The 22,011-nt window shown below is 62.1% G+C and carries 23 protein-coding genes and 1 pseudogene; 9 read left to right on the top strand and 15 right to left on the bottom strand.

Annotated features, from left to right (window positions below; all coding sequences use genetic code 11):
• Positions 1-38: 38 nt before the first annotated feature.
• Entirely contained in the window at positions 39-221 is a 183-nt protein-coding gene (locus ACPWMG_RS08210; protein ID WP_483305363.1) for a Smr/MutS family protein, read from the bottom strand.
• Here ACPWMG_RS08210 and ACPWMG_RS08215 point away from each other — a divergent pair.
• Positions 199-354, top strand: a pseudogene (locus ACPWMG_RS08215) (globin domain-containing protein); the annotation flags it as partial. The gene ACPWMG_RS08210 and the pseudogene ACPWMG_RS08215 sit on opposite strands and share 23 nt — an antisense overlap.
• A 24-nt stretch (positions 355-378) precedes the next feature.
• Here the strand turns inward: ACPWMG_RS08215 and ACPWMG_RS08220 are convergent.
• Both ACPWMG_RS08220 and ACPWMG_RS08225 read right to left on the bottom strand, forming a co-directional pair.
• Positions 379-915 (bottom strand): PEP-CTERM sorting domain-containing protein, encoded by a 537-nt coding sequence (locus ACPWMG_RS08220; protein ID WP_483304156.1) that lies wholly within the window; start codon positions 913-915, stop codon positions 379-381.
• A gap of 258 nt (positions 916-1,173) precedes the next feature.
• A complete protein-coding gene (locus ACPWMG_RS08225) occupies positions 1,174-1,818 on the bottom strand; it encodes a Smr/MutS family protein (RefSeq protein ID WP_483304157.1) in 645 nt (214 codons plus the stop codon).
• 295 nt (positions 1,819-2,113) lie between these two features.
• Here ACPWMG_RS08225 and ACPWMG_RS08230 point away from each other — a divergent pair, with 295 nt between their 5' ends.
• The 6 genes from ACPWMG_RS08230 to rbsD are packed head-to-tail and all read left to right on the top strand — an operon-like array spanning position 2,114 to position 8,107.
• Positions 2,114-3,067, top strand: a complete 954-nt coding sequence (locus tag ACPWMG_RS08230; protein WP_483304158.1) for a substrate-binding domain-containing protein — start codon at positions 2,114-2,116, stop codon at positions 3,065-3,067.
• Between the two features lie 20 nt (positions 3,068-3,087).
• The gene (locus ACPWMG_RS08235; RefSeq protein ID WP_483304159.1) at positions 3,088-4,668 is read left to right on the top strand and encodes a sugar ABC transporter ATP-binding protein; all 1,581 of its coding nucleotides are present in this window, start codon (positions 3,088-3,090) and stop codon (positions 4,666-4,668) included.
• Complete coding sequence (locus ACPWMG_RS08240; protein WP_483304160.1) at positions 4,665-5,651, top strand: ABC transporter permease; 987 nt, start codon at positions 4,665-4,667, stop codon at positions 5,649-5,651. The genes ACPWMG_RS08235 and ACPWMG_RS08240 overlap by 4 nt, the downstream gene beginning before the upstream one ends.
• Before the next feature lie 25 nt (positions 5,652-5,676).
• Positions 5,677-6,759 (top strand): LacI family DNA-binding transcriptional regulator, encoded by a 1,083-nt coding sequence (locus ACPWMG_RS08245; protein WP_483304161.1) that lies wholly within the window; start codon positions 5,677-5,679, stop codon positions 6,757-6,759.
• Positions 6,756-7,709 carry a ribokinase gene (rbsK, locus tag ACPWMG_RS08250; protein WP_483304162.1) on the top strand — a complete coding sequence of 318 codons (954 nt, stop codon included), beginning with the start codon at positions 6,756-6,758 and terminating at the stop codon, positions 7,707-7,709. Before ACPWMG_RS08245 ends, rbsK begins: the two co-directional genes overlap by 4 nt.
• Positions 7,706-8,107 (top strand): D-ribose pyranase, encoded by a 402-nt coding sequence (gene rbsD / locus ACPWMG_RS08255; RefSeq protein WP_483304163.1) that lies wholly within the window; start codon positions 7,706-7,708, stop codon positions 8,105-8,107. The genes rbsK and rbsD overlap by 4 nt, the downstream gene beginning before the upstream one ends.
• Positions 8,108-8,167: 60 nt before the next feature.
• On the opposite strand, the gene ACPWMG_RS08260 is transcribed toward rbsD, so the two are convergent.
• The gene (locus ACPWMG_RS08260) at positions 8,168-8,347 is read right to left on the bottom strand and encodes a hypothetical protein (RefSeq protein WP_483304164.1); all 180 of its coding nucleotides are present in this window, start codon (positions 8,345-8,347) and stop codon (positions 8,168-8,170) included.
• Between the two features lie 11 nt (positions 8,348-8,358).
• A complete protein-coding gene (gene radC, locus ACPWMG_RS08265; RefSeq protein WP_483304165.1) occupies positions 8,359-9,045 on the bottom strand; it encodes a RadC family protein in 687 nt (228 codons plus the stop codon).
• Positions 9,046-9,210: 165 nt separating this feature from the next.
• Here radC and ACPWMG_RS08270 point away from each other — a divergent pair, with 165 nt between their 5' ends.
• Both ACPWMG_RS08270 and ispH read left to right on the top strand, forming a co-directional pair.
• Positions 9,211-9,675: an FKBP-type peptidyl-prolyl cis-trans isomerase gene (locus ACPWMG_RS08270; RefSeq protein ID WP_483304166.1), complete on the top strand. Its 465-nt coding sequence runs from the start codon at positions 9,211-9,213 to the stop codon at positions 9,673-9,675.
• Complete coding sequence (gene ispH / locus ACPWMG_RS08275) at positions 9,672-10,667, top strand: 4-hydroxy-3-methylbut-2-enyl diphosphate reductase (RefSeq protein WP_483304167.1); 996 nt, start codon at positions 9,672-9,674, stop codon at positions 10,665-10,667. Before ACPWMG_RS08270 ends, ispH begins: the two co-directional genes overlap by 4 nt.
• Positions 10,668-10,750: 83 nt before the next feature.
• On the opposite strand, the gene rfaD is transcribed toward ispH, so the two are convergent.
• The 10 genes from rfaD to serC all read right to left on the bottom strand — a co-directional run bounded on the left by rfaD (position 10,751) and on the right by serC (position 22,005).
• Complete coding sequence (rfaD, locus tag ACPWMG_RS08280) at positions 10,751-11,767, bottom strand: ADP-glyceromanno-heptose 6-epimerase (protein ID WP_483304168.1); 1,017 nt, start codon at positions 11,765-11,767, stop codon at positions 10,751-10,753.
• 162 nt (positions 11,768-11,929) lie between these two features.
• The gene (rfaE1, locus tag ACPWMG_RS08285; RefSeq protein ID WP_483304169.1) at positions 11,930-12,874 is read right to left on the bottom strand and encodes a D-glycero-beta-D-manno-heptose-7-phosphate kinase; all 945 of its coding nucleotides are present in this window, start codon (positions 12,872-12,874) and stop codon (positions 11,930-11,932) included.
• A 94-nt stretch (positions 12,875-12,968) separates the two neighbouring features.
• Positions 12,969-14,126 carry a lipopolysaccharide assembly protein LapB gene (lapB, locus tag ACPWMG_RS08290; protein WP_483304170.1) on the bottom strand — a complete coding sequence of 386 codons (1,158 nt, stop codon included), beginning with the start codon at positions 14,124-14,126 and terminating at the stop codon, positions 12,969-12,971.
• Positions 14,116-14,454 carry a LapA family protein gene (locus tag ACPWMG_RS08295; RefSeq protein WP_483304171.1) on the bottom strand — a complete coding sequence of 113 codons (339 nt, stop codon included), beginning with the start codon at positions 14,452-14,454 and terminating at the stop codon, positions 14,116-14,118. Before ACPWMG_RS08295 ends, lapB begins: the two co-directional genes overlap by 11 nt.
• 67 nt (positions 14,455-14,521) lie before the next feature.
• Positions 14,522-14,842 (bottom strand): integration host factor subunit beta, encoded by a 321-nt coding sequence (locus ACPWMG_RS08300; RefSeq protein WP_483304172.1) that lies wholly within the window; start codon positions 14,840-14,842, stop codon positions 14,522-14,524.
• Between the two features lie 93 nt (positions 14,843-14,935).
• On the bottom strand, positions 14,936-16,621 hold the full coding sequence (gene rpsA / locus ACPWMG_RS08305; RefSeq protein ID WP_422829360.1) for a 30S ribosomal protein S1: 1,686 nt from the start codon (positions 16,619-16,621) through the stop codon (positions 14,936-14,938).
• Positions 16,622-16,850: 229 nt separating this feature from the next.
• Positions 16,851-18,875 carry a bifunctional 3-phosphoshikimate 1-carboxyvinyltransferase/cytidylate kinase gene (locus ACPWMG_RS08310; RefSeq protein ID WP_483304173.1) on the bottom strand — a complete coding sequence of 675 codons (2,025 nt, stop codon included), beginning with the start codon at positions 18,873-18,875 and terminating at the stop codon, positions 16,851-16,853.
• Positions 18,875-19,753, bottom strand: coding sequence for a prephenate dehydrogenase (locus ACPWMG_RS08315; protein ID WP_483304174.1), 879 nt, complete (start codon positions 19,751-19,753; stop codon positions 18,875-18,877). The genes ACPWMG_RS08310 and ACPWMG_RS08315 overlap by 1 nt, the downstream gene beginning before the upstream one ends.
• An 11-nt stretch (positions 19,754-19,764) precedes the next feature.
• Entirely contained in the window at positions 19,765-20,883 is a 1,119-nt protein-coding gene (gene pheA / locus ACPWMG_RS08320) for a prephenate dehydratase (RefSeq protein WP_483304175.1), read from the bottom strand.
• A gap of 3 nt (positions 20,884-20,886) precedes the next feature.
• A complete protein-coding gene (gene serC, locus ACPWMG_RS08325; protein ID WP_483304176.1) occupies positions 20,887-22,005 on the bottom strand; it encodes a 3-phosphoserine/phosphohydroxythreonine transaminase in 1,119 nt (372 codons plus the stop codon).
• Positions 22,006-22,011: the final 6 nt, after the last annotated feature.

A 22,011-nucleotide genomic window follows, 5' to 3' on the forward strand; every position in this document is an offset into this window, starting at 1 on the left:
ACCCCCGCCATGCGTCGGGGGTGCTTAGGCAAAGGCGATCACTTCTTTCTTTTGACCAACCAGGGGTGCACTTTTTTGAGCACTGGCGTTTTGCCGGGCGAGTCCAAGCCCTTGTTGTGCTCCACGCGTACAAAACGAATACCGTGGCGATAGGTTTCGCGGATGAGGCCCGAGAGTCCGTCGCGAGCGTCTTCGCTGCACATACCGTTTTCCATCGGCATCAAAGAGCTCGACCAGTGGGTGGCGTGTATGGACCAGGCGATGGGCGAGACCGAAGTGCCCGAGGCGCTGCTTACGCGCTTGAAGCAAAGCTTTTTTCAGACAGCAGATTGGATGCGTAACAAGGGCGTGTAGGCGGCGTTGCGGCAGGCCACGACTTCAGGCAGCGCGCTTCGCTTTGGATTGGCGGAGTCCTGCAAGGGCCAGCAGCCCCACACCAAAAACCGCCAGGGTCGAGGGCTCTGGGACGTTGTAGATGGTGAAGACAATGCGGTTGCTATCCGCTGGGCGCGTCGCGCCCAGGTTGGTGATAGCGCAGCCGCTGGTGTCATCCGGCAGGCCATTGCAATCCGAAAAGCCGTTAAACAAGGTCACCGTGCCTGCGGCGTTGGGTTGAAGCTGCCATAACACCAGGCGCGGATCCGAATGCAGGTCGTCGCTCCAACTTCCGTAGACACCCACATAGGTGAAGATATCGAAGATGTCGAGGTCGGCAAATAAGTGGACGGGAGGCGGTGACAACAGATGCTCGGCGACATCCGGTGCCACGTCTGTACCGCCGCGCGTCACAAAGTACAGCATGTCGCCCACATGCACGTTGGACAAGTCGGTGATGGAAGACGGCGCCAGGGTGACGACCAGCCCGGCGTTTGCGCGGACTGAAAAAGTCAATGCGGCCAAGAGCACCGCAACCATAGACAGAAACCGGCAAGCAAACGTATTCATCGTTTTCATCGCTTTGATCTCCTCGTGACCAGGTGCGCCTCGGAAGCATAGTTCGTACCCGTTGTGGAAAATGCATAAAAAACAAGCAACTACCGCACAGGCAGATGAAAAAAATGCGTCAGATGTAAATTTAACCGACAAAAAACTGCGGCGTGATGGGGTGCAGCACTGATCGCGACGGGAGATGGAATGGGCCTGAACGGCGGGTCTCAGACGCGCAACTTGTTCTCAGTGGCGCGTGGACGAACTGAGCAACACGATCAACGCCCCAGCCCCGCCATGCGCCGGGCGGGCCTGGGCAAAGGCGATCACTTCCTTCTTTTGCACCAGCCAGTGGCGCACCTTGGTTTTGAGCACCGGCGTTTTGCCGGGCGAGCCCAAGCCCTTGCCGTGCACCACGCGCACACAGCGAATGCCGTGACGATAGGCTTCGCGGATGAAGCCAGAAAGCGCGTCGCGCGCGTCGTCGCTGCGCAAGCCGTGCAGGTCGATCTGGCGTTGGATGCTCCACTCGCCGGTGCGCAGGCGGCGCGGCACGTCGGGGCCGATGCCGGGACGGCGGTAGCTCAAGGCGTCGTCGGTGTCGAGCAGGTTGCTGGCGTCGAAGCCGTCGCTGATGGCCTCTACCAGCACCGCTTGTTCGTCGAGCTCCAACTGGGTCGGCACAGGCTTCGGCGGCACGCGCTTGATGAGTGCCTTGCGTTGGTCGGGCAGGGGTTTGACGGCCCCAACGGCGCGCACAAAGAGGTGCTTTTCAGCCTCCAGCTTGCGCTGCAATTCCAAACGCGCCGCCCGCGCTGCCGCCTCGGCGGCTGCCGCTTGGGCCAAGGCCTTCTGGATCTGGCCCAGGTCTTGGAGCGAGTGGACTTTCATGGCGGGTTGTGTGGGGGCAGGCGAGAGGTGGTCGGAACACAGTGTGTTTCATTTTCACCGATTCATCGGTGCCCTGGCCGCACAGAGGGCGAACACGTCTGCCGACAGCAAGTGGACTTTGAGTACCTTGAGCGGAGGCGCTGCATTTGCAGTCTGCACGGGCAATTTTTTTACAAACCGGATCGGGTTATCCCTAGTGCGCAAACGTTTGCGCAAACGTTTGCGGAGAAGCTATGATCCGCATCCGCCCGTTGATCGGGCCTCCAAAAACTCACCTTCTCAGGAGACATTCACCATGAAGTTCACCCGCCGTACCCTGCAAAGCACCGCTGCGTTGATGTTGTTGGGCGCCGTTGTGGCGTCGCCCGCCCTGGCGCAAGACAAGCCCAAGGTGGCACTGGTCATGAAGTCGCTGGCCAACGAGTTTTTCCGCACCATGGAAGACGGCGCCAAGGCACACCAAAAGGCGCACGCAAGCGAGTACACGCTGGTGGCCAATGGCATCAAGGACGAGACCGACACGGCAGCCCAGATCAAGATGGTCGAGCAGATGGTGGCGCAAAAGATCAACGCGCTGGTGATCGCACCGGCCGATTCGAAAGCGCTGGTGCCGGTGATCAAGGCCGCCATCGACAAGGGCATTCTGGTGGTCAACATCGACAACCAGTTGGACGCTGCCGCGCTCAAAGAGAAGGGCATTCAAGTGCCGTTTGTCGGCCCCGACAACCGTGCCGGTGCCAAGCTGGTGGGCGATGCGTTGGCCAAGGAACTGAAGGCGGGCGACAAGGTCGGCATTATCGAAGGTGTGTCGACCACGTTCAACGCGCAGCAGCGCACGTTGGGCTACCAAGACGCCATGAAGGCCGCCGGTGCCACCGTAGTGGGCGTGCAGTCGGGCCAGTGGGAAATCGACAAGGGCAATACTGTGGCCGCCGGCATGATGCGCGAGCACCCTGACCTGAAGGCGCTGCTGGCCGGTAACGACAGCATGGCGCTGGGCGCGGTGGCAGCGGTCAAGGCCGCTGGCAAAACCGGCAAGGTGCTGGTGGTGGGCTACGACAACATTGGCGCCATCAAGCCGATGCTGGCCGATGGCCGCGTGCTCGCCACGGCCGACCAATACGCCGCCAAACAAGCCGTGTTCGGCATTGAAACCGCGCTGAAGGCCATTGCCGCGAAGACGCCTCAGTCGGCCATGCCAGCCGAGGTGAAGACCGACGTGGTGTTGGTCACCAAAGGCTCTAAGTAATTTTGGCCGAGCGAGACGTGATGAACAGTAACGTTGCCGCACCCGTGTTGACGCTGCGTGCCATGGGCAAAGACTACGTGGCGACGGTGCTCGACGACGTCTCGCTGGAGTTACATGCGGGCGAGGTGCTTGCGCTGACGGGCGAGAACGGCGCCGGCAAAAGCACCTTGTCGAAAATGCTCTGCGGCCTAGTGCAGCCCACGCGCGGCGAAATGCAACTGGGCGGCCAAGCGTTTACGCCCACGTCGCGGCGCGACGCCGAGCGCCATGGTGTGCGCATGGTGATGCAGGAGCTGGGCTTGGTGACCACGCTGTCGGTGGCCGAGAACCTGTTGCTTGACCGCCTGCCCAACCGCAGCGGCTGGATTCGACAGGGCGAGTTACACGCCCTGGCGGCACAGCAGTTGGCCAAGATTGGCCTGCACAACATCGACCCCGCCACGCCGGTGGGGCAGCTCGGCATTGGCCAGCAGCAGATGGTGGAGATTGCACGCAACCTGCAAGACGACACCCGCGTGTTGGTGCTTGACGAGCCCACCGCCATGCTCACGCCGCGCGAAACGCGGCACCTGTTTGAGCAGATCGACCTGCTCAAGGCGCGCGGTGTGGCTATCGTCTACGTGTCGCACCGGCTCGAAGAATTACAGCGCATTGCCGACCGTGTGGCGGTGCTGCGCGATGGCCGTTTGGTCGATGTGCGCGCCATGGCGGGTGTGCAAGAGTCTGAGCTGGTGCAGCGCATGGTGGGCCATGCCGTGCACGAGCACGATGGGCGTGGCCGCCGCACTGCGGGCGCGGTGGTGCTCAGCGCACGTGGCCTTGGCCGTGCGCAAGCGGTGCGCGATGTGGATTTGGATTTGCGCGCCGGTGAAGTCATGGGCTTGGCTGGTTTGGTGGGCTCGGGCCGAACCGAGCTGGTGCGCCTGCTGTTTGGTGCCGACCGCGCCGACCGTGGCGAAATTGTGCTGCACGGCGACAGCGGTCAACCCGCGCAAACCGTTCGCAAAGGCTGGCGCTCCCCCATGCAGGCCATTCGCGCTGGTATCGGTTTGGTGACCGAAGACCGCAAGTCGCAAGGCCTGCTGCTGCCGCAGTCGATCCGCGTGAACACCACGCTGAGCGACCTGGGTGCGGTGTCGCACGGGGGCTGGTTGCAGCGCGCCAAGGAGCGCAGCATTGCGCAGCGCTTGACCACGCTGCTGCGTGTGCGCTCGCGCAACATCGAACAACCTGTGGCCACGCTCAGCGGCGGCAACCAACAAAAGGTGGTGTTTGCGCGCTGGATCCACCGCGAATGCAAAGTGCTGCTGCTCGACGAGCCCACACGTGGGGTGGACGTCGGCGCCCGTGCCGACCTCTACGCCGAACTCGACCGCATGACCGACGCCGGCCGCGCGCTGCTGATGGTGTCGAGCGACCTTCGCGAACTGATGGCCATGTGTGACCGCATCGGCGTGATGAGCGCCGGGCGCCTGGTAGCGGTGTTCGAGCGCGGCGAATGGACTGAACAGTCGTTGCTGGCGGCTGCGTTCGGCGACACCACTGGCCAAACTTCTACTTCTTCGGCAGCCTCTGCCTCTGCTTTTTCCAACGCATCATGAACACTGCCACGCAACCCGTTTCCGCCCCACCGTCTGCTCTCAAAGGGCAACTGGGCACCTACCTGGGCCTGATCGGCGTGCTGGTGGGCATGGTGATCTTGTTCGGCTCGTTGAGCGAATATTTTCTGACGCGCGACACCTTCATCTCCATCGCCAATGAAATCCCCGCGCTGCTGGTGATGGCCGTGGGCATGACGTTTGTGTTGATCATTGCGGGCATCGACCTCTCGGTCGGCTCGGTGCTGGCGCTGAGCGCGGCTGTCACGGCGGCGGCCATTCTGGAATGGAAGCTACCGGTGCCGGTGGCCACGTTGTTGGGCCTGGCCACAGGCCTGGTGTGCGGCAGCATCACGGGTGCGGTGTCGGTGGCTTGGCGCTTGCCGAGCTTCATCGTGTCGCTGGGCATGCTGGAAGCCGTGCGCGGTGGCGCTTATTTGGTGACGGACTCACGCACGCAGTATGTGGGGGACGCCATCTCGGGCTTGGCCGCGCCATGGATCGGTGGCATTTCGGCCGCGTTTGTGTTGGCCGTGGTGCTAGTGGTGGTGGGCCAACTGGTGCTCACGCGCACCGTGTTTGGCCGCCACGTGGTGGGCATTGGCACGAATGAAGAAGCCATGCGTCTGGCGGGTGTAGACCCACGGCCCGTGCGCATCATCGTGTTTGCCGTCACCGGTTTGTTGGCCGGACTGGCGGGGCTGATGCAATCGGCACGGCTGGAGGCGGCTGACCCGAATGCGGGCGTGGGCATCGAGTTGCAAGTGATCGCCGCCGTGGTGATCGGCGGCACCAGTTTGATGGGCGGGCGTGGCTCGGTGGTGAACACGTTTTTTGGCGTGTTGATCATCGCCGTGTTGGAGGCCGGCCTCGCGCAAGTGGGCGCCAGTGAGCCGAGCAAACGCATCATCACCGGCGCGGTGATTGTGGTGGCGGTGATCGTCGACACGCTGCGTCAGCGCCGTGCAGATCGCCGTCTCGCGTAAGGATTGAGGACGTAAGAGATAAAGCATGGCCACCATCAAAGACGTAGCGCAACACGCCGGGGTTTCGGTGACCACGGTGTCGCACGTGATCAACAACACCCGCGTGGTGAGTGCCGAGGGGCGCGAGCGGGTGGAGCTGGCGATTCGCGCGCTGGGCTACGTGCCCAACGCCATGGCGCGCAGCTTGAAGAGCAACAGCTCGGCCACGCTGGGCATGCTGATCCCCAACAGCTCCAACCCTTACTTTGCTGAAATTGTGCGCGCGGTGGAAGACCGCTGTTTCAGCGCCGGCTACACGCTGGTGCTGTGCAACACCGATGATGAACCCGGGCGTCAAAGCGTCTACCTGCAGGTGCTGACCGAGCGGCGCATCGACGGTTTGATTGTGGTGAGCACCGGCACCGTGGACGACCATTCGCTGGCGACCCAACTACAAGGCCTGCGCATTCCCACCGTGCTGGTCGACCGCGAAATTGCCGACCCCACTTGCGACCTGGTGGAGACCGCCCACATGCAAGGCGGCTTGCTGGCCGGGCGGCACTTGTTGTCGCTAGGGCACCAGCGCATCGCCTGCATTGGCGGGCCGCTGGGCGTGATGTCGAGCGAGCAGCGCATCGAAGGCTGGCGCATGGCACTGGCCGAGCGCGGCGTGGTGTTGCGTGCCGATGAACTGCTGTGGCGCGGCGGCTTTACCAGCCAGGGCGGCTACGAAGCTATGCACGCGATTTTGCGCACGGCAGACCGGCCATCGGCCGTGTTTGTGTGCAACGACTTGATGGCGATAGGCGCGCTGCGCGCCGCGCACGAAACCGGCGTGGCGGTGCCCGACGAACTCTCCATCGTGGGCTTTGACGACATCGAACTGTCGTCTTACACCAGCCCCGCGCTCACCACGGTGGCGCAACCCAAGGCACAAATCGGCGGCCTGGCGGTGGACATGCTGCTGGAGCGCGTGAGCGGCAAGCGCCACGAGCCCTGCAAGGTGGTGCTGCAACCGGAGTTGCGGGTGCGTGCCAGTACAGCCAGCCGAACGCCACAGCGTAGCGCTGCCCATCCCGGTGTGGCTCCTTCTTTTCCTCGGGCGATGACGCCTTTGACTTCAACATGACGCAGATCTTGAACGCATCTTCGCCACGCATCGTGGTGCTCGGCAGCCTCAACATGGACTTGGTGGCACGCGTGCCCCATGTGCCCGAAGCCGGCGAAACCCTCACTGGCCATTCGATGGCCACGATACCCGGTGGCAAAGGCGCCAACCAGGCCGTGAGCTGCGCGCGCCAGGGCGCACTCGTGCAGATGGTCGGATGCGTGGGCGACGACGCTTATGGTTCGTCGCTGCGCGCAGCGCTGGAGCAGGATGGCATCAACACCGGTGCACTGCGCACCGTGCCCGCAGAAGCCACGGGCGTGGCGTTGATTTTGGTAGAAGACAACGGCCAGAACCGTATCGTGCTCAACCCCGGTGCCAATGGTCGGTTTGAAGTTGACGAAGCGGCCTTGCGCCAGCAACTGCAGGGCGCGGCCTTCATGGTGGCGCAGTTTGAAGTACCGCTGCCTGAAGTCGCCAAAGCGATTGGCGTAGCGCATGCGGCGGGCTGCAAGGTGTTGCTCAACCCCTCGCCGGTGCAACCCATTGTCGAGCCGTTGTGGCCCTTGATCGACACGCTGGTGGTCAACGAAATCGAAGCCAAGGATTTGAGTGGCCACGCGGTCAACACACCGCAAGAGGCGGTGGTGGCCGGGCAGGCCTTGCTTGCCAAAGGTGTGGCACGTGTGGTGGTCACGCTAGGCGCGCACGGTGCGGTGGCGGTGACGGCCGATGGTGCCAGCTACCACCCTGCGCTGAAGGTGCAGGCCGTGGACACCACCGCTGCTGGCGACACCTTTCTGGGCGCGCTGGCTACCGCCTTGGGTGAAGGCCAATCTTTGAATGAAGCCGTGCGCCTGGGCATTCGCGCCGCTGCGTTGTGTGTGCAGCAGCCTGGCGCGCAGCCGTCGATTCCTACACGCGACGCGGTGCTGCGCAGCCCCATGCCCCCGGAGTGGACAAGCTTATGAAACGCACCACGCTATTGCACGCCGAACTCTCGCACCTGATCGCGTCGCTGGGCCATGGCGATGCTTTGGTAATTGGCGATGCGGGCCTGCCCATTCCGCCAGGGCCGCAGCGCATCGACCTGGCCGTGATGCGCGGCGTGCCGGGCTTGGCCGACGTGCTGCAGGCGGTGTTGTCAGAGATGCAGGTGGAAGGCGTGTTGATCGCCAACGAGGCTGTACCAAATGGCGCGGGTTTGCCCGCTTGGTATCCGCAGGCGCTGACCGCGCAAGGCATCACGCCGCAAACTGTGTCGCACGAAGAGTTCAAACGCCGCAGCGCCAGTGCGCGGGCGGTGGTGCGCACTGGGGAATGCACACCTTACGCCAACATCATGCTGGTGGCGGGTGTGGCATTTTGAGTGGGCCTGGCTAGCCTCAAAAAAGTGAGCTAGCCGCGCTTATCTGGTAAGCGTAAAAAGCTACTTTCGACCCGAAGGCAAAGGCTGCACCGCACCGGCCGCGCGCGTGAACAGATTTTTGTCTGCGTCTTTTTGCCGCTTGGCGACTTCAGCCGCAGCCTTCTCTTTGGCTTGCTCGGCCGCTTTGTCGGCAATGGTCTTCTGCAGCTTGGCCAGGTCTTGGAGGGAATTGACTTTCATGCCCTGCATTATCAAAGTAAACCGGCCTCTGCCATCGAAGACGTTTCGCCCGCACCCACGATCATGTGATCCAGCACCCGCACATCCACCAGCGCCAGTGCCGCGCGCAGGCTGCGTGTCAGGGCTTCGTCGGCTGGTGATGGTTTTACTCCGCCGCTCGGATGGTTGTGCGCCAGGATCACCGCAGCGGCATGGTGGTGCAGGGCGCGCAGCACCACTTCGCGTGGGTAAACGCTGGTTTGCGTCAACGTGCCTCTGAACAATTCTTCCATCGCCAACAGCCGGTGTTGCGCATCTAGAAACAACACGGCAAAGACTTCGTACGGGCGGTTGGAGAGGTGCAACTGCAGGTAGTAGCCCACGGCGTCGGGGCTGTCGAACACCTCGCGTTCGCGCAACTGCTCGGCCATGGCGCGGCGGGCGAGTTCCAGTACCGCGACCAGTTCGGCGCGTTTGGCCGGGCCCAGGCCTTTGATGCGGCGCAGGTCGTCCACCGTGGCGTGCAACAGGCCGGCCATGCCGCCAAAACCCACGGGCGGAGGGTCTATGAGTTCTTGCGCCAGTTGCAGCACGCCTTTGCCGGCCAGGCCGGTGCGCAGCAGCAGGGCCAGCAGTTCGGCGTCGCTCAGCGCGCCCGGGCCGCGCGCGAGCAGCTTTTCGCGGGGGCGGGCGTCGGCGGGCAGGTCTTTGAGGGGCATGGGCGGCTCCAGTCTCCGGTTAGGACGGGAAGCCGCGTGTGACAAGGCTTTGGGACAGCCTGAAAGGTGATTTGCTGCCGAGGGTGCGGCGCGCGCCCCGGCTTTCTACAATAGAGGGCAGTTTATTGATAACCGCCGTGGTGCGCCACGGCCTTCGAGAGTTTTATGTCGTCCACACCCACGCTTGTCCAACCCAGCTCATTCCTGACCCTGCATTACCGCTTGGCAGGGCCCGGTGGCGACATCATCAACACGTTTGAAGGCAAACCCGCCACCTTGTCGCTGGGTACGGGTGAGCTGTCGCCCGCCGTCGAGCAGCGTCTGCTGGGCCTGGAAGAGGGCACACGTGCCACGTTCGAGATTCCGGCCGGCGAGGCTTTTGGCGAGCGCAAGGCCGACATGGTGCAGTGGGTGGCGCGCAAGCTGCTGAACCAACTGGGCGACCCGGACGAAAAATACAACATTGGCGACGTGGTGCAGTTTCCCACGCCGGACGGCCTGGGCCAGTACGCTGGCGCCGTGCAGCAAGTGGGCAATGCGGACAGCCCAGACGCCGTGTTGTTCGACTTCAACCACCCGCTGGCCGACCAGCCGGTGACGTTTGAAGTGCAACTGATTGGGGTGTTATGAGCGACGTGAAGGCCTTGGGCCCAGAAGAAATCATCCTGGCCGAGCCGCGTGGCTTTTGTGCCGGTGTAGACCGCGCCATTGAAATTGTGGAACGCGCGCTAGCCAAGTTTGGCCGGCCCATCTACGTGCGCCATGAGATCGTGCACAACACCTACGTGGTCAACGACCTGAAGGACAAAGGCGCCATCTTCATCGAAGAACTGTCCGACGTGCCGCCCGGCGCCACGCTGGTGTTCTCGGCCCACGGCGTGAGTAAGGTGGTACAAGACGAAGCGCGTGCGCGCGGCTTTCAGATCTTTGACGCCACCTGCCCCCTGGTCACCAAGGTGCACGTGGAAGTGGCCAAGCTGCACAAAGAAGGCTTCGAGTTCATCATGATCGGCCATAAGGGCCACCCCGAGGTGGAAGGCACGATGGGCCAGCTCGACAGCGGCATCCACCTGGTGGAAGACGTGGCCGACGTGGCCAAGGTACAGCCCGGTCAGACCGAGCGCCTGGCGGTGGTCACGCAAACCACATTGAGCGTGGACGACGCGGCCGAAATCTCCGCCGCCGTGCGTGCGCGTTTCCCCAACATCCGCGCGCCGAAGATGCAAGACATCTGCTACGCCACGCAGAACCGGCAAGACGCCATCAAGGTGATGAGCCCGCAGGTCGACATCGTGATCGTGGTGGGCAGCCCCACCAGCTCCAACAGCAACCGCCTGCGCGAACTGGCGGAAAAGCTGGGCACCGACAGCTACATGGTCGACAGCGCAGAAGAGCTGCAACCCGCGTGGTTTGAAGGTAAGAGCCGTGTGGGTTTGACCGCTGGTGCCTCGGCCCCCGAGGTGCTGGTGAAGCAGGTGATCGACCGTATCAAGGCACTGGGCGCGGTGTCGGTACGCAAGATGGACGGCATTGAAGAAACCACCAAGTTTCCGCTGCCCAAGGGCTTGCGCATGGACAGCACGGGCTTGCCGGCTGAAGGCGCTTTAATTCAAAAAGCTTAAAGAAAAAATGCCGCTAGCGCATATGCCGCTAGCGGCAGTAGCTATTGTTTAAATAGCGAATGTCCGATGAGGTTTAAGCTGGGTCAGGCCTGCAACAGGCGCTGAACATACTGGCTCACACCGCTGCTCACATCGGCAAATTGGTGATCGCAACCCGTAGCGCGCAAGGCCGTCAAATCGGCTTGTGTGTAGCTTTGGTACTTGCCCCGCAGCGCGTCGGGGAAGGCGATGTACTCAATCAAACCTTGCTTCACCGCATCGTGCAGGCTCAGCGCGGGCAACTTGTCTTGCGCGCGCAGGGTGTTGACCACGGCGTGGGCAATGTCGTTGAACGGTTGGGCGCGGCCGGTGCCGAGGTTGAACACGCCAGATTTGGTGGGGTTGTCGTAGAACCACAGGTTGACGGCCACCACGTCGTCGACAAACACGAAGTCGCGCATCTGGCCGCCGGCGGGGTAGCCACCGTATTCGCCAAACAGCTTGACCTTGCCGTCGGCCTTGAACTGGTTGAGTTGGTGAAACGCCACGCTGGCCATGCGGCCCTTGTGTTGCTCGCGCGGGCCGTAGACGTTGAAATAGCGAAAGCCCACCACCTGCGCCATGTTGCGTTGGGCAATGCGGCTGAAGTCGGTGCCGCATTCAAGGCGCATGCGTTGGTCGAACAGCAGTTTGGAGTAGCCGTAGACGTTGAGCGGCTGCTCGTATTCGGGCACTTCGATGAACTTCTCAGAGCCGCCATACGTGGCGGCGGAAGACGCGTACAGCAGGCGTGTGCCTTGTTGCTGGCACGACTGGAACAGGCCACACGACAAGGTGTAGTTGTTGTCCATCATGTACTTGCCGTTGTGCTCCATGGTGTCGCTGCAAGCGCCTTCATGGAACACCGCTTCCACCTTGCCGTAGTGGCCTTGGGCGAAGCGTGGGTAGAACACGTCCAGATCCACATAGTCGGCGATCTGCAGGTCGACCAGGTTGCGGAATTTGTCGCCCTGGGTGAGGTCGTCTACCGCAATGATGTCGGTGATGCCGCGTGCGTTCAGGCCACGGATGATGTTGCTGCCGATGAAGCCGGCGGCGCCGGTCACAACAATGCGGGTCATGGTCGTATCCTTTTTCAGCAAGAAAAGAGCTTAGTGCTTGACGAGCGGGTTGAGCAGCCCGTATTCACGCGGGGATACCGCGGAACCGGCTTTGCCGGGCCGCTGGTATCGCCCCCTGCAAGGGGGTTGGCGAAGCGACACGAAGTGCGCGAAGGCTGGGGGTTAGCCATTAAACAGTTCGTCATAGCTGACGGTGGCGGTGCCGAATTTGCCGACCACAATGCCGCCCGCGCGGTTGGCCAAGGGCATGGCGTCGCGTAACGACAGACCCGCAGCGCACAAGGCAGCCAGTGTCGCAATCACGGTATCGCCCGCGCCAGTCACATCAAACACTTCGCGCGCTTGGGCGCTGACGTGGAGTTCGCCGGCGGCGTCAAACAGCGTCATGCCTTCTTCGCTGCGTGTGAGCAGCAGGGCGTCGAGCGCCAGGTGTTCACGTAAGGCATGGGCCTTGGTGCGCAAGTCGTCTTCGCTCGTCCAGTCGCCGATGACGTGCTGCAACTCGGCGCGGTTGGGGGTCAGCACGGTAGCGCCCCGGTAACGTGAGTAGTCGGAGCCCTTGGGGTCGATCAGCACAATTTTGTTCTGGCTGCGCGCCAGGGTGATCATGTCTTGCACGTGGGCCAAGCCGCCCTTGCCGTAGTCGGAAAACAGCACGGCTTTGTGCTGCGGCAACAGGGTGGCAAACTGCGCTGACTGCGAGGCCAGAATTTCGCTTTTGGGCGTGTTTTCAAAGTCCATGCGCAGCAGTTGCTGCTGGCGGCCGATGACGCGCAACTTGACGGTGGTTTGCAGATCCGCATCACGCCCGAAGTGCGGTTTGATGCCGGTCTTGGCCACCAACGCTTCGAGCTTGTGGCTGGCTTCGTCTTCACCCACCACGGTGAGCAGCGAGGCTTGGGCGCCGAGCGTGACCACGTTGTAGGCCACGTTGGCCGCGCCGCCGGAGCGCTCTTCTTCACGCGACACCCGCACCACCGGCACGGGCGCTTCGGGGCTGATACGGTCGACTGCACCGTACCAGTAGCGGTCGAGCATGACGTCGCCGACCACCAGCACCTCGGCTTGGGCCATTTGGTCGCGAGAAAGGGTTGAGAGGTTTGTCATCTTTTTTCTTCACTGCCGAGGCAAAGCCGGCAACGGTTCATTCTAGAAAAACGCCACGCAGTCGGCTTGGACTAGCCGGTGGCGTTTCACATGATTACAGCTCTTCTACTCTTCTGGCGGGGTAGCTGTCCCATGCTTGGCAGCCAGGGCATTGCCAGAAGTGTTGCTTGGCTTCAAAGCCACAAGCGGCACAGCGGTAGCGAGTGAGCGGCTTGGTGGCGTGGTCCAGGGCACGTTGCACCTGAGGGTGGAATTCTTCGTGTTGCAGCGTTTCGCCTGCAATCCAGCGTGCGGCGGCGACCAGTGATTTTTCGTGGTCTAGGTGTTGGGCGTAGCGCAGGCGTGCGGCCTGTTTCGCTTCGGCTGAATCACCGGCCATCGACACGATGGCTTCCAGCACATCCAGCGACGGAAAGTGTTGGTAGCTGGCTTCGAGTGCGGCCAGGGCTTCGGCTTGGCGCCCGGTTTGCTCGCCGGTGCGTGCCAGCATGCTGGCGGCCAGTGGCATGGCATTCGGCGTGGCTTCGGCAATGTTCAGCAGGGTGTTGAAGGCGTCTTGCGGGCGTTCGGTTTTGCTGAACAAATGTGCCAGGTCAAAGCGTGGGCGCGGCGACTGTGGCGCGATGGTGATGGCTTGTTCCAGCCGCTGTTGGGCGTCTGCGGCGTTGCCAGCGGTTTGCAGCGTGGCGGCTTCTTCGCACAGGTAGTGCGCCAAGCGGCCACTGAAAGTGCCTTGGGCCGAAGCTTCGAGCTTCTTGGCGATTTCGGCGGCGTGTGGCCAGTCGCGCGAACGTTCGTAGATCGACAGCAACGCCAAGCGGCTTTGTTCTTCGAAGCGGCTGCCTTCGAGTTTGCGCAGTGCGGTTTCGGCACGGTCCAGCAGGCCGGCTTTGAGGAAGTCTAGGGCCAGCGCGTGTTGCGCGCGGTGGCGGTCGTCGGCGCTCAGGTCGCCACGCGACAGCAAATGCTCGTGCACCCGCACGGCGCGTTCGTATTCGCCACGGCGGCGGAACAGGTTGCCAAGGGCAAAGTGCAGTTCCGATGTGTCGGGGTCTTTTTGGACGGCTTCGATGAAGGCGTCGATGGCTTTGTCTTGCTGCTCATTGAGCAGAAAGTTCAGGCCCTTGAAGTAAGCCTTGGGAGCCTGGCGGTTTTCCAGCCGCAGTTGGCGCAGGTCAAAGCGCGAGGCCAACCAGCCCAGCACAAACGCAAGCGGCAGGCCAAGCAGCAGCCAACTGAGGTCAAATTCCATGAGGCGGTTCGCTGAGCGGCTCAGAGGCCGTGTTGGTATAGGTGGGCGCTTCTTTGGGGGCGACTGGTGCGGTGGCCGCAGCGGACAGCGGCTGTGCCTTTTTGGCGGCAACGCGGTGTTTCCACCAGCGCGGCACCATGCCCAGCACACCCACGGCCAAGCCAGCGGCAAACGCGCTCAAGATCAGCAGCACCATGGGTGCGCGCCACTGCGTGCCAAAAAAGAAGTGCACGGCGGCGTCTTGCTGGTTGTTCAGCGCAAAAGCGAAAAGGGTAAAAAAAATGGCCGCCCTAAGTACCCACTTGAGCAGCCATATCAGGTTTTTCATTCTGGTCCTCTTTCGTGAGGTTCATTCTAGCGAATGGAATCGGTGAACCTGTTCACCTGAAAGTCTTTCAAGCTCTGCGTGCTACAGGCTTTTCGTCGAGATCGATGTGGCGTTCGTCCACCGCTTCGCGCAGCGCTTTGCCGGGCTTGAAGTGCGGAACACGCTTCTCGGGAATGGCCACGCTTTCACCACTGCGCGGGTTGCGCCCCATGCGCGGCGGGCGACGGGTCACGGAGAAACTGCCGAAGCCACGGATTTCAATGCGGTGCCCACGGACCAGGGCCTCGCTGACGGCATCCAGGATGGTCTTGACGGCGTATTCAGCGTCACGATGGGTGAGCTGGCTGAAACGGGCCGCGAGTTCTTCAACGAGGTCAGATCGGGTCATTGTTCTTGTGCAGTCGTTAAGTGAAACAGGCCAACCCGCTTGCCTCGCAAGTCGAGTTGGCCTGTGCCTAACCAATCAACAATTAACTAGTGCTTAGTTATTGTTGTTGTCCAGCTTGGCGCGCAGCAGGGCGCCCAGGCTGGTGGTGCCGGCATTTTCGCGAGCAGAAGCTTGGCTCAGAGCGGCCATGGCTTCACCTTGATCCGCTGCATCCTTGGCCTTGATGGACAGTTGGATGTTGCGCGTCTTGCGGTCCACGTTCACCACCACGGCGGTAACTTCGTCGCCTTCCTTCAGCACGTTACGGGCATCTTCAACGCGGTCGCGCGAGATTTCCGAAGCACGCAGGTAGCCGATGATGTCTTCGCCGAGGTCGATTTCAGCGCCACGGGCGTCAACGGTCTTGACCTTGCCGGTCACCGTTTGGCCCTTGTCGTTCACGGTCACGAAGGTCGTGAAAGGATCGCTGTCGAGTTGCTTGATGCCCAAGCTGATGCGTTCGCGGTCGACGTCAACGGCCAACACGATGGCTTCAACTTCTTGACCCTTCTTGTAGTTGCGAACAGCGGCTTCGCCGGGTTCGTTCCACGACAGGTCGGACAAGTGCACCAGGCCGTCGATACCAGCAGCCAAGCCAACGAACACGCCGAAGTCGGTGATCGACTTGATCGGGCCCTTGACGCGGTCGCCACGCTTCGTGTCTTGCGCGAATTCTTGCCATGGGTTGGCCTTGCATTGCTTCATGCCCAGGCTGATACGGCGCTTGTCTTCGTCGATGTCCAGAACCATGACTTCGACTTCTTCACCCAGCGTGACCAGCTTGGCAGGAGCGATGTTCTTGTTGGTCCAGTCCATTTCGGACACGTGCACCAAGCCTTCGATGCCTGGCTCGAGTTCCACGAATGCACCGTAGTCGGCGATGTTCGTGACCTTGCCGAACAGGCGGGTGCTTTGTGGGTAGCGGCGCGAAACACCCATCCATGGGTCGTCGCCCATTTGCTTCAGACCCAGCGAGACACGGTTCTTTTCGGTGTCGAACTTCAGGATCTTGGCGGTGATTTCTTGACCAGCCGTCACCACTTCGCTTGGGTGACGGACGCGGCGCCATGCCATGTCGGTGATGTGCAACAGGCCGTCGATACCGCCCAGATCAACGAACGCACCGTATTCGGTGATGTTCTTGACCACGCCTTGCACCACGGAACCTTCTTTCAGGGTTTCCATCAGCTTGGCGCGTTCTTCGCCCATGGAGGCTTCCACCACAGCGCGGCGGCTCAGCACAACGTTGTTGCGCTTGCGGTCGAGCTTGATGACCTTGAATTCCATGGTCTTGTTCTCGTAGGGAGACAAGTCCTTGATAGGGCGGGTGTCGATCAGCGAACCGGGCAGGAATGCGCGGATGCCGTTGACCAGAACGGTCAGACCGCCCTTGACCTTGCCGCTGGTGGTGCCGGTAACGAATTCGCCGGATTCCAGGGACTTTTCCAGAGACATCCACGAAGCCAGACGCTTGGCGGTGTCGCGGCTGACGATGGTGTCGCCGTAGCCGTTTTCGATGGCAACGATGGCCACCGAGATGAATTCGCCAACCTGGACTTCAACTTCGCCCTTATCGGACTTGAACTCTTCCAGAGGAACGTAAGCTTCGGACTTCAGACCAGCGTTGACGACCACGAAGTTGTGTTCGATACGGACGACTTCAGCGGTAACGACTTCACCCACGCGGGTTTCAGTACGTTGTTCCGATTCGGCGAATAGGTCGGCAAAAGATTCAGACATTGATTTTCCTAAACCACGTAGCAGGTTTCCGGGAGCGGAATTGCACCCGTTTCTAAGACTGTCGTGGCGGTATTGCGGTGATGAGCCGCAGGGGTTACGAGTTAAAAAACCACGCGTCACCAATGGGTGCGAAGGCAGCGGTTGCGGCCGGCAGCATTGAGGCGAAACGTGGACCTTTATTTACCGCAACAACACATGCTGCTGCGGTTTTGGCCCCCATCAAAACTTCTTACGAGGCCTTGAACGGTTGCCGGCTTTGCCACCAAGACAGCACCTGATCGACCGACTGTGTGATCGAGATTTCAGAGTTGTCGAGCAACAAAGCATCTTGCGCTGGCTTCAAAGGCGCCACGCTGCGGGACGAGTCCCGGGCGTCGCGTGCTTCCAGGTCGGCGCGAAGACTGTCGATTGTAGTTGAAATACCCTTTGAAATCAACTGCTTATGCCGGCGCTCCGCACGGCAGGCGGCGCTGGCCGTGAGGTAGACCTTCAAAGGCGCGTCGGGGAAGATCACCGTGCCCATGTCACGCCCGTCGGCCACCAGTCCCGGCAGACGGCGAAAGCTGTGTTGCAAGGCCACCAAGGCCACGCGCACCGAGGGCAGCGCCGACACTTTGGAGGCGTTCATACCTGCTTCTTCGGTGCGGATTTGTTCGGTGACATCGTCGCCATCCAGCAACACTTTGCCCTGGATGAAGCGCACCGGCAGCTTTTGCGCCATGGCGGCGATCTCGGCTTCGTGTGCAGCGTCAATGGTCAGTCCTCGGCGGACGGCGGCCAGCGCGGTGACGCGGTACATCGCCCCGGAGTCGAGAAAGTGGTAGCCCAGGTGGGCTGCCACGGCCACAGCCACGGTGCCTTTGCCCGAGGCGGTGGGGCCATCGACACAAATCACCGGGATGTTGGCCGTAGCGGTGTGGCACAACGACAGCAACGACTCGAAGTAGTCCGGGAAGGTCTTGGCGACGCATTTCGGGTCTTCAATGCGCACCGGCAGACCGGCGGGATTGAAGGCCGCGAGCGAGAAACACATGGCGACGCGGTGGTCGTCATAGGTGTGGATGCTGGCCGCGCGCCAATCGGCTGCGTTGGGCAGCGGTTGCACGGTGATGAAGTCGGCGCCTTCTTCCACCGTGGCGCCGAGCTTGCGCAACTCGGTGGCCATGGCGGCGATGCGGTCGGTTTCTTTCACGCGCCAACTGGCGATGTTGCGTAGCGTGCTGGGGCCGTCGGCGTAGAGCGCCATCACGGCCAGGGTCATGGCGGCATCGGGGATGTGGTTGCAGTCCAGATCCAGCGCCTTCAGTGGCCAGGCGCCACGGCGGATTTCCAGCCAGTTGGGGCCACCTTCGATGATGGCGCCCATGGAACGCGCAGCTTCGATGAAACGAATGTCACCCTGGATCGAGGCTTCGCCAACGCCTTCAATGCGGAGCTTTTGATCGTTTTGGCCTGTAGCGCCCGTTCCAATAGCGCCAAGCGCTATGAAATAGCTGGCGGAGGAGGCGTCTGCCTCGACGTGGATTTCACCTGGCGACTGGTAGCGGCTGCCGGCGGGAATGGTGAAACGTTGCCAGCCTTCGCGGCGCACCTGGATGCCGAAACGCGCCAACAGGTTGAGTGTGATCTCGATGTAGGGCTTGGAAATCAACTCTCCCACCACCTCGATCGTCACGTCTTGCTTGGCGACCAGTGGCAGCGCCATCAGCAGCGCGGTGAGGAACTGGCTGGACACATCGCCGCGCACGCGGATCGGCGCATCCAGTTGCAGTCGTGGGCCGGCGCCTTGGCCGCCGATTTCCAGCGGCGGGTAGCCGGGGTTGCCGGTGTAGGCCACCAGGCAGCCAAGTTGGCGCAGGGCGTCCACCAGATCGCCAATCGGTCGCTCGTGCATGCGTGGCACACCATGCAGCGTGAAGTGGCCGCCCAGGACGGCCAGCGCAGCGGTCAGCGGGCGGATGGCGGTGCCGGCGTTGCCCATGAACAAATCGGCTTGAGTGACTTTGAGTTGGCCGTTGAGCCCTTCAATCGTTACGCTGGTGCCGTTTTGCGTGATGGCGCAGCCCAGCTTGCGCAGCGCGGCCAGCATGACCTGCGTGTCGTCCGAATCCAGCAGGTCGTGGATGGTGGTGGTGCCAGCGCTCAGCGCGGCCAGCAGCAACACGCGGTTGGAGATGCTTTTGGAGCCGGGCAACAGCACGGTGCCGCCTGCGCTTTGCAGGGGAGGGAGGTCGAGGAAGGCGTTGCTGAACATTATTTTTGTGGTTTGAACGACACCATGCGCCAGTCGGTGCGGGCGTCGCTGGCCTGGCTGATCAGCCCTTCGAGCGCGTCGCCGTTCTGGTTTTCAATCATGTGCTCCATGGCTTGCAGCGTGCGCCGAAACGCTTGCGACTGGGTCAGCACTTCTTCCTTGTTGGCCAGCAACACGTCGCGCCACATGCGCGGGTCGCTCGCGGCGATGCGCGTGAAGTCGCGAAAGCCGGGGCCAGCCAGTTTCAAGTATTCCTCGCCCTGGGGCTGCGTCAGCATGCTGTGCATCATGGCAAAAGCGATGAGGTGCGGCAGGTGGCTGACGGCGGCAAACGCAGCGTCGTGCGATTCGGGCGTCATCGTCATCACGTGGCACTGCAGCGCGCTCCACACCTCGGTGGCGCGGCGTACCTGCTCGGGCAGGGTGCGCTCGATTGGGGTGAGGATGATGTGCCGACCGGTGTAGAGGTCGGCGTCGGCATGTTCCACGCCGGACACTTCTTTACCCGTGATGGGGTGGGCCGGCACAAACGAGCCCACTTGCTCGCGCAGCGCGCGGCGCGCGGCGTCGACCACGTCGCGCTTGGTGGAGCCCACGTCCATCACCAGCGTGTTCGGCGTGATCAGGTGTTTGATCGATTTGAACGTGGCTTCGGTCGCAGCCACCGGCACGGCCAAGAGCACGATGTCGGCACCGGCCACGGCCAGCAGGGCGGAGGGCGCCTCGACGTCGATCACGCCAAGTTGTCGCGCCTGGCTAGTGGTGGAGGGTGACTTGCTGTAGCCCACCACCCGTTTGACCAGGCCTGCGCGCTTGAGCGCCAGTGCAAACGAGCCACCCATCAAGCCGCAGCCAATCAGGCCGAGTTGTTCAAACATGGCGGGCTCTTTCAGGCGCTCAGGGGGTAGGTGCCGATGACTTTGTAGAACGCGCAGATCTCGCGCAGTTCTTTCAAGGCCTCTGCAATGTGCGGCTGGCTGGGGTGGCCATCAAGGTCAATGTAGAAGAAGTAGTCCCACTGGCCGGTGCGCGCGGGGCGCGACTCGAATCGCGTCATCGACACGCCATGGCGCTTCAGCGGCAGCAGCAGGTCGTGCATGGCGCCGGGCTTGTTGGGCACAGACACGACCAGGCTGGTGCAATCGCGGCCGGTGGCATCAGGCGTGCTCAGCGTTTGCGGCAGGCAGATAACGGCGAAGCGGGTGCGGTTGTAGGCGTCGTCCTGGATGGCGTGGCCGATGATGTTCAGGCCGAACAAGGTGGCTGCACGTTCGCTGGCGATACCTGCCCAGGTGGGGTTTTCGGATGCCAGGCGTGCGCCTTCAGCGTTGCTCGACACCGGGCGGCGCTCGGCGTTCGGCAGGTGGTGGCTCAGCCAGGCCTGGCACTGTGCCAGGGCTTGCGGATGGGCCGCCACGACTTCAATGCCATCGAGTGAGTTGTCTTTGCGCAGCAAGTGGTGGCGCACCAGCAGGCTGACTTCGCCCACCACGTGCACGGGTGAATGCAGGAACAGATCAAGTGAGCGCGTGACCACACCTTCTGTGGAGTTCTCGACGCCCACCACGCCGTATTGCGATGCACCGGAGGCGGTGGCATGGAACACTTCGTCGAAGTTGGCACAGTAGACGAATTCCACCGCGCTACCGAAGTAGTCGAGTGCAGCCTGTTCAGTAAAGGTGCCTGGTGGGCCGAGCACGGCCACGCGTTGCGGCGACTCCAGCGCCAGGCATGCCGACATGATTTCGCGCCAGATGGTGGCAACGTGCTGGCCTTTTAGTGGGCCGGTATTGCCGTTCTGGATCTTCTGAATGACTTGGGCCACGCGGTCCGGGCGGAAGAAGGGCGAGCCTTCGCGTTTCTTGATTTCGCCCACTTGTTCGGCCACGTTGGCGCGGCGGTTCAGCAGCGACAGCAACTGCTGGTCGATGCTGTCGATCTGCACACGCAGGTCGGCCAAGGTTGCGGGAGGGGTGCCCTCAGGGCTGTGCGATTTGTCTGCGTGCATGGGTCAAGCCTGCTCTTTTTCGAATTCTTGCATGTAGTTCACCAACGCCTGCACACCTTCGATGGGCATGGCGTTGTAAATGCTGGCGCGCATGCCGCCCACCGACTTGTGGCCCTTGAGCTGCAGCAATCCACGGGCTTTGGCGCCGGCCAGGAAGGCGTCGTTGCGCGACTCGTCACGCAAGAAGAACGGCACATTCATGCGCGAGCGGCAGTTCACGTCGACCTTGTTGACGTAGAAGTGCGAGGCATCAATGGTGCGGTACAGCAACTCGGCCTTGGCGATGTTGTGATACTCCATGGCGGCAATGCCGGTCAAGGCGCCAGCGGTTTGCTGCTTCAGCCACTTAAACGTCAACCCGGCGATGTAGATCGCATAGGTGGGGGGCGTGTTGAACATCGACTCATTGTCGGCCACGGTCTTGTAGTTGAAGGCGTTGGGGCACACGGCGAGCGCGTGGCCGAGCAAGTCTTCGCGCACCACCACCAGCGTGACGCCAGCGGGGCCGAGGTTCTTTTGCGCGCCGCCAAAAGCCACGCCAACGCGGCTCCAGTCCACCGGGCGCGAGGCCACGTGCGATGAAAAGTCGATCACCAGCGGGGTGTCGCTGCCCAGCGCCTTGAGGTCGGGCAGGGTGTGGAATTCCACGCCGTCGATGGTCTCGTTGGTGCAGATGTGCAGGTAGCTGGCGTTGGGGCTCAACTGCCAGGTGCTGGCGTCTGGCAGGCTGGTGTGGCCGGGCTTGCCGTTCAGACCGGCATTGTTGGCCGCAATGTTGACTGTGCAGTACTTCTGCGCTTCTTTTTGCGACTTCTGGCTCCAGCTACCGGTGACCACAAAGTCGGCCGTGCCGCCACGGCTCAGGTTCAACGGCACGATGGCGTTTTCAGCCAGGCCGCCGCCCTGCATGAACAGAATCTTGAAGTTGCTGGGGATGGCCAGCAGTTCGCGGATATCAGCCTCGGCCTGTTCGTAGATCGAGATGAATTCTTTGCCGCGGTGGCTCATCTCCATCACGCTCATGCCGCTGCCATGCCAGTTCAGCATTTCTGCAGCAGCCTGCTCCAAAACCTGTTGCGGGATGGCGGCGGGGCCGGCGGAAAAGTTGTAGGGGCGCTGCATAGTGTC

This window comes from Hydrophilobacter chitinilyticus, from assembly GCF_049860745.1.
Classification (GTDB): domain Bacteria; phylum Pseudomonadota; class Gammaproteobacteria; order Burkholderiales; family Burkholderiaceae_C; genus Rhodoferax_B.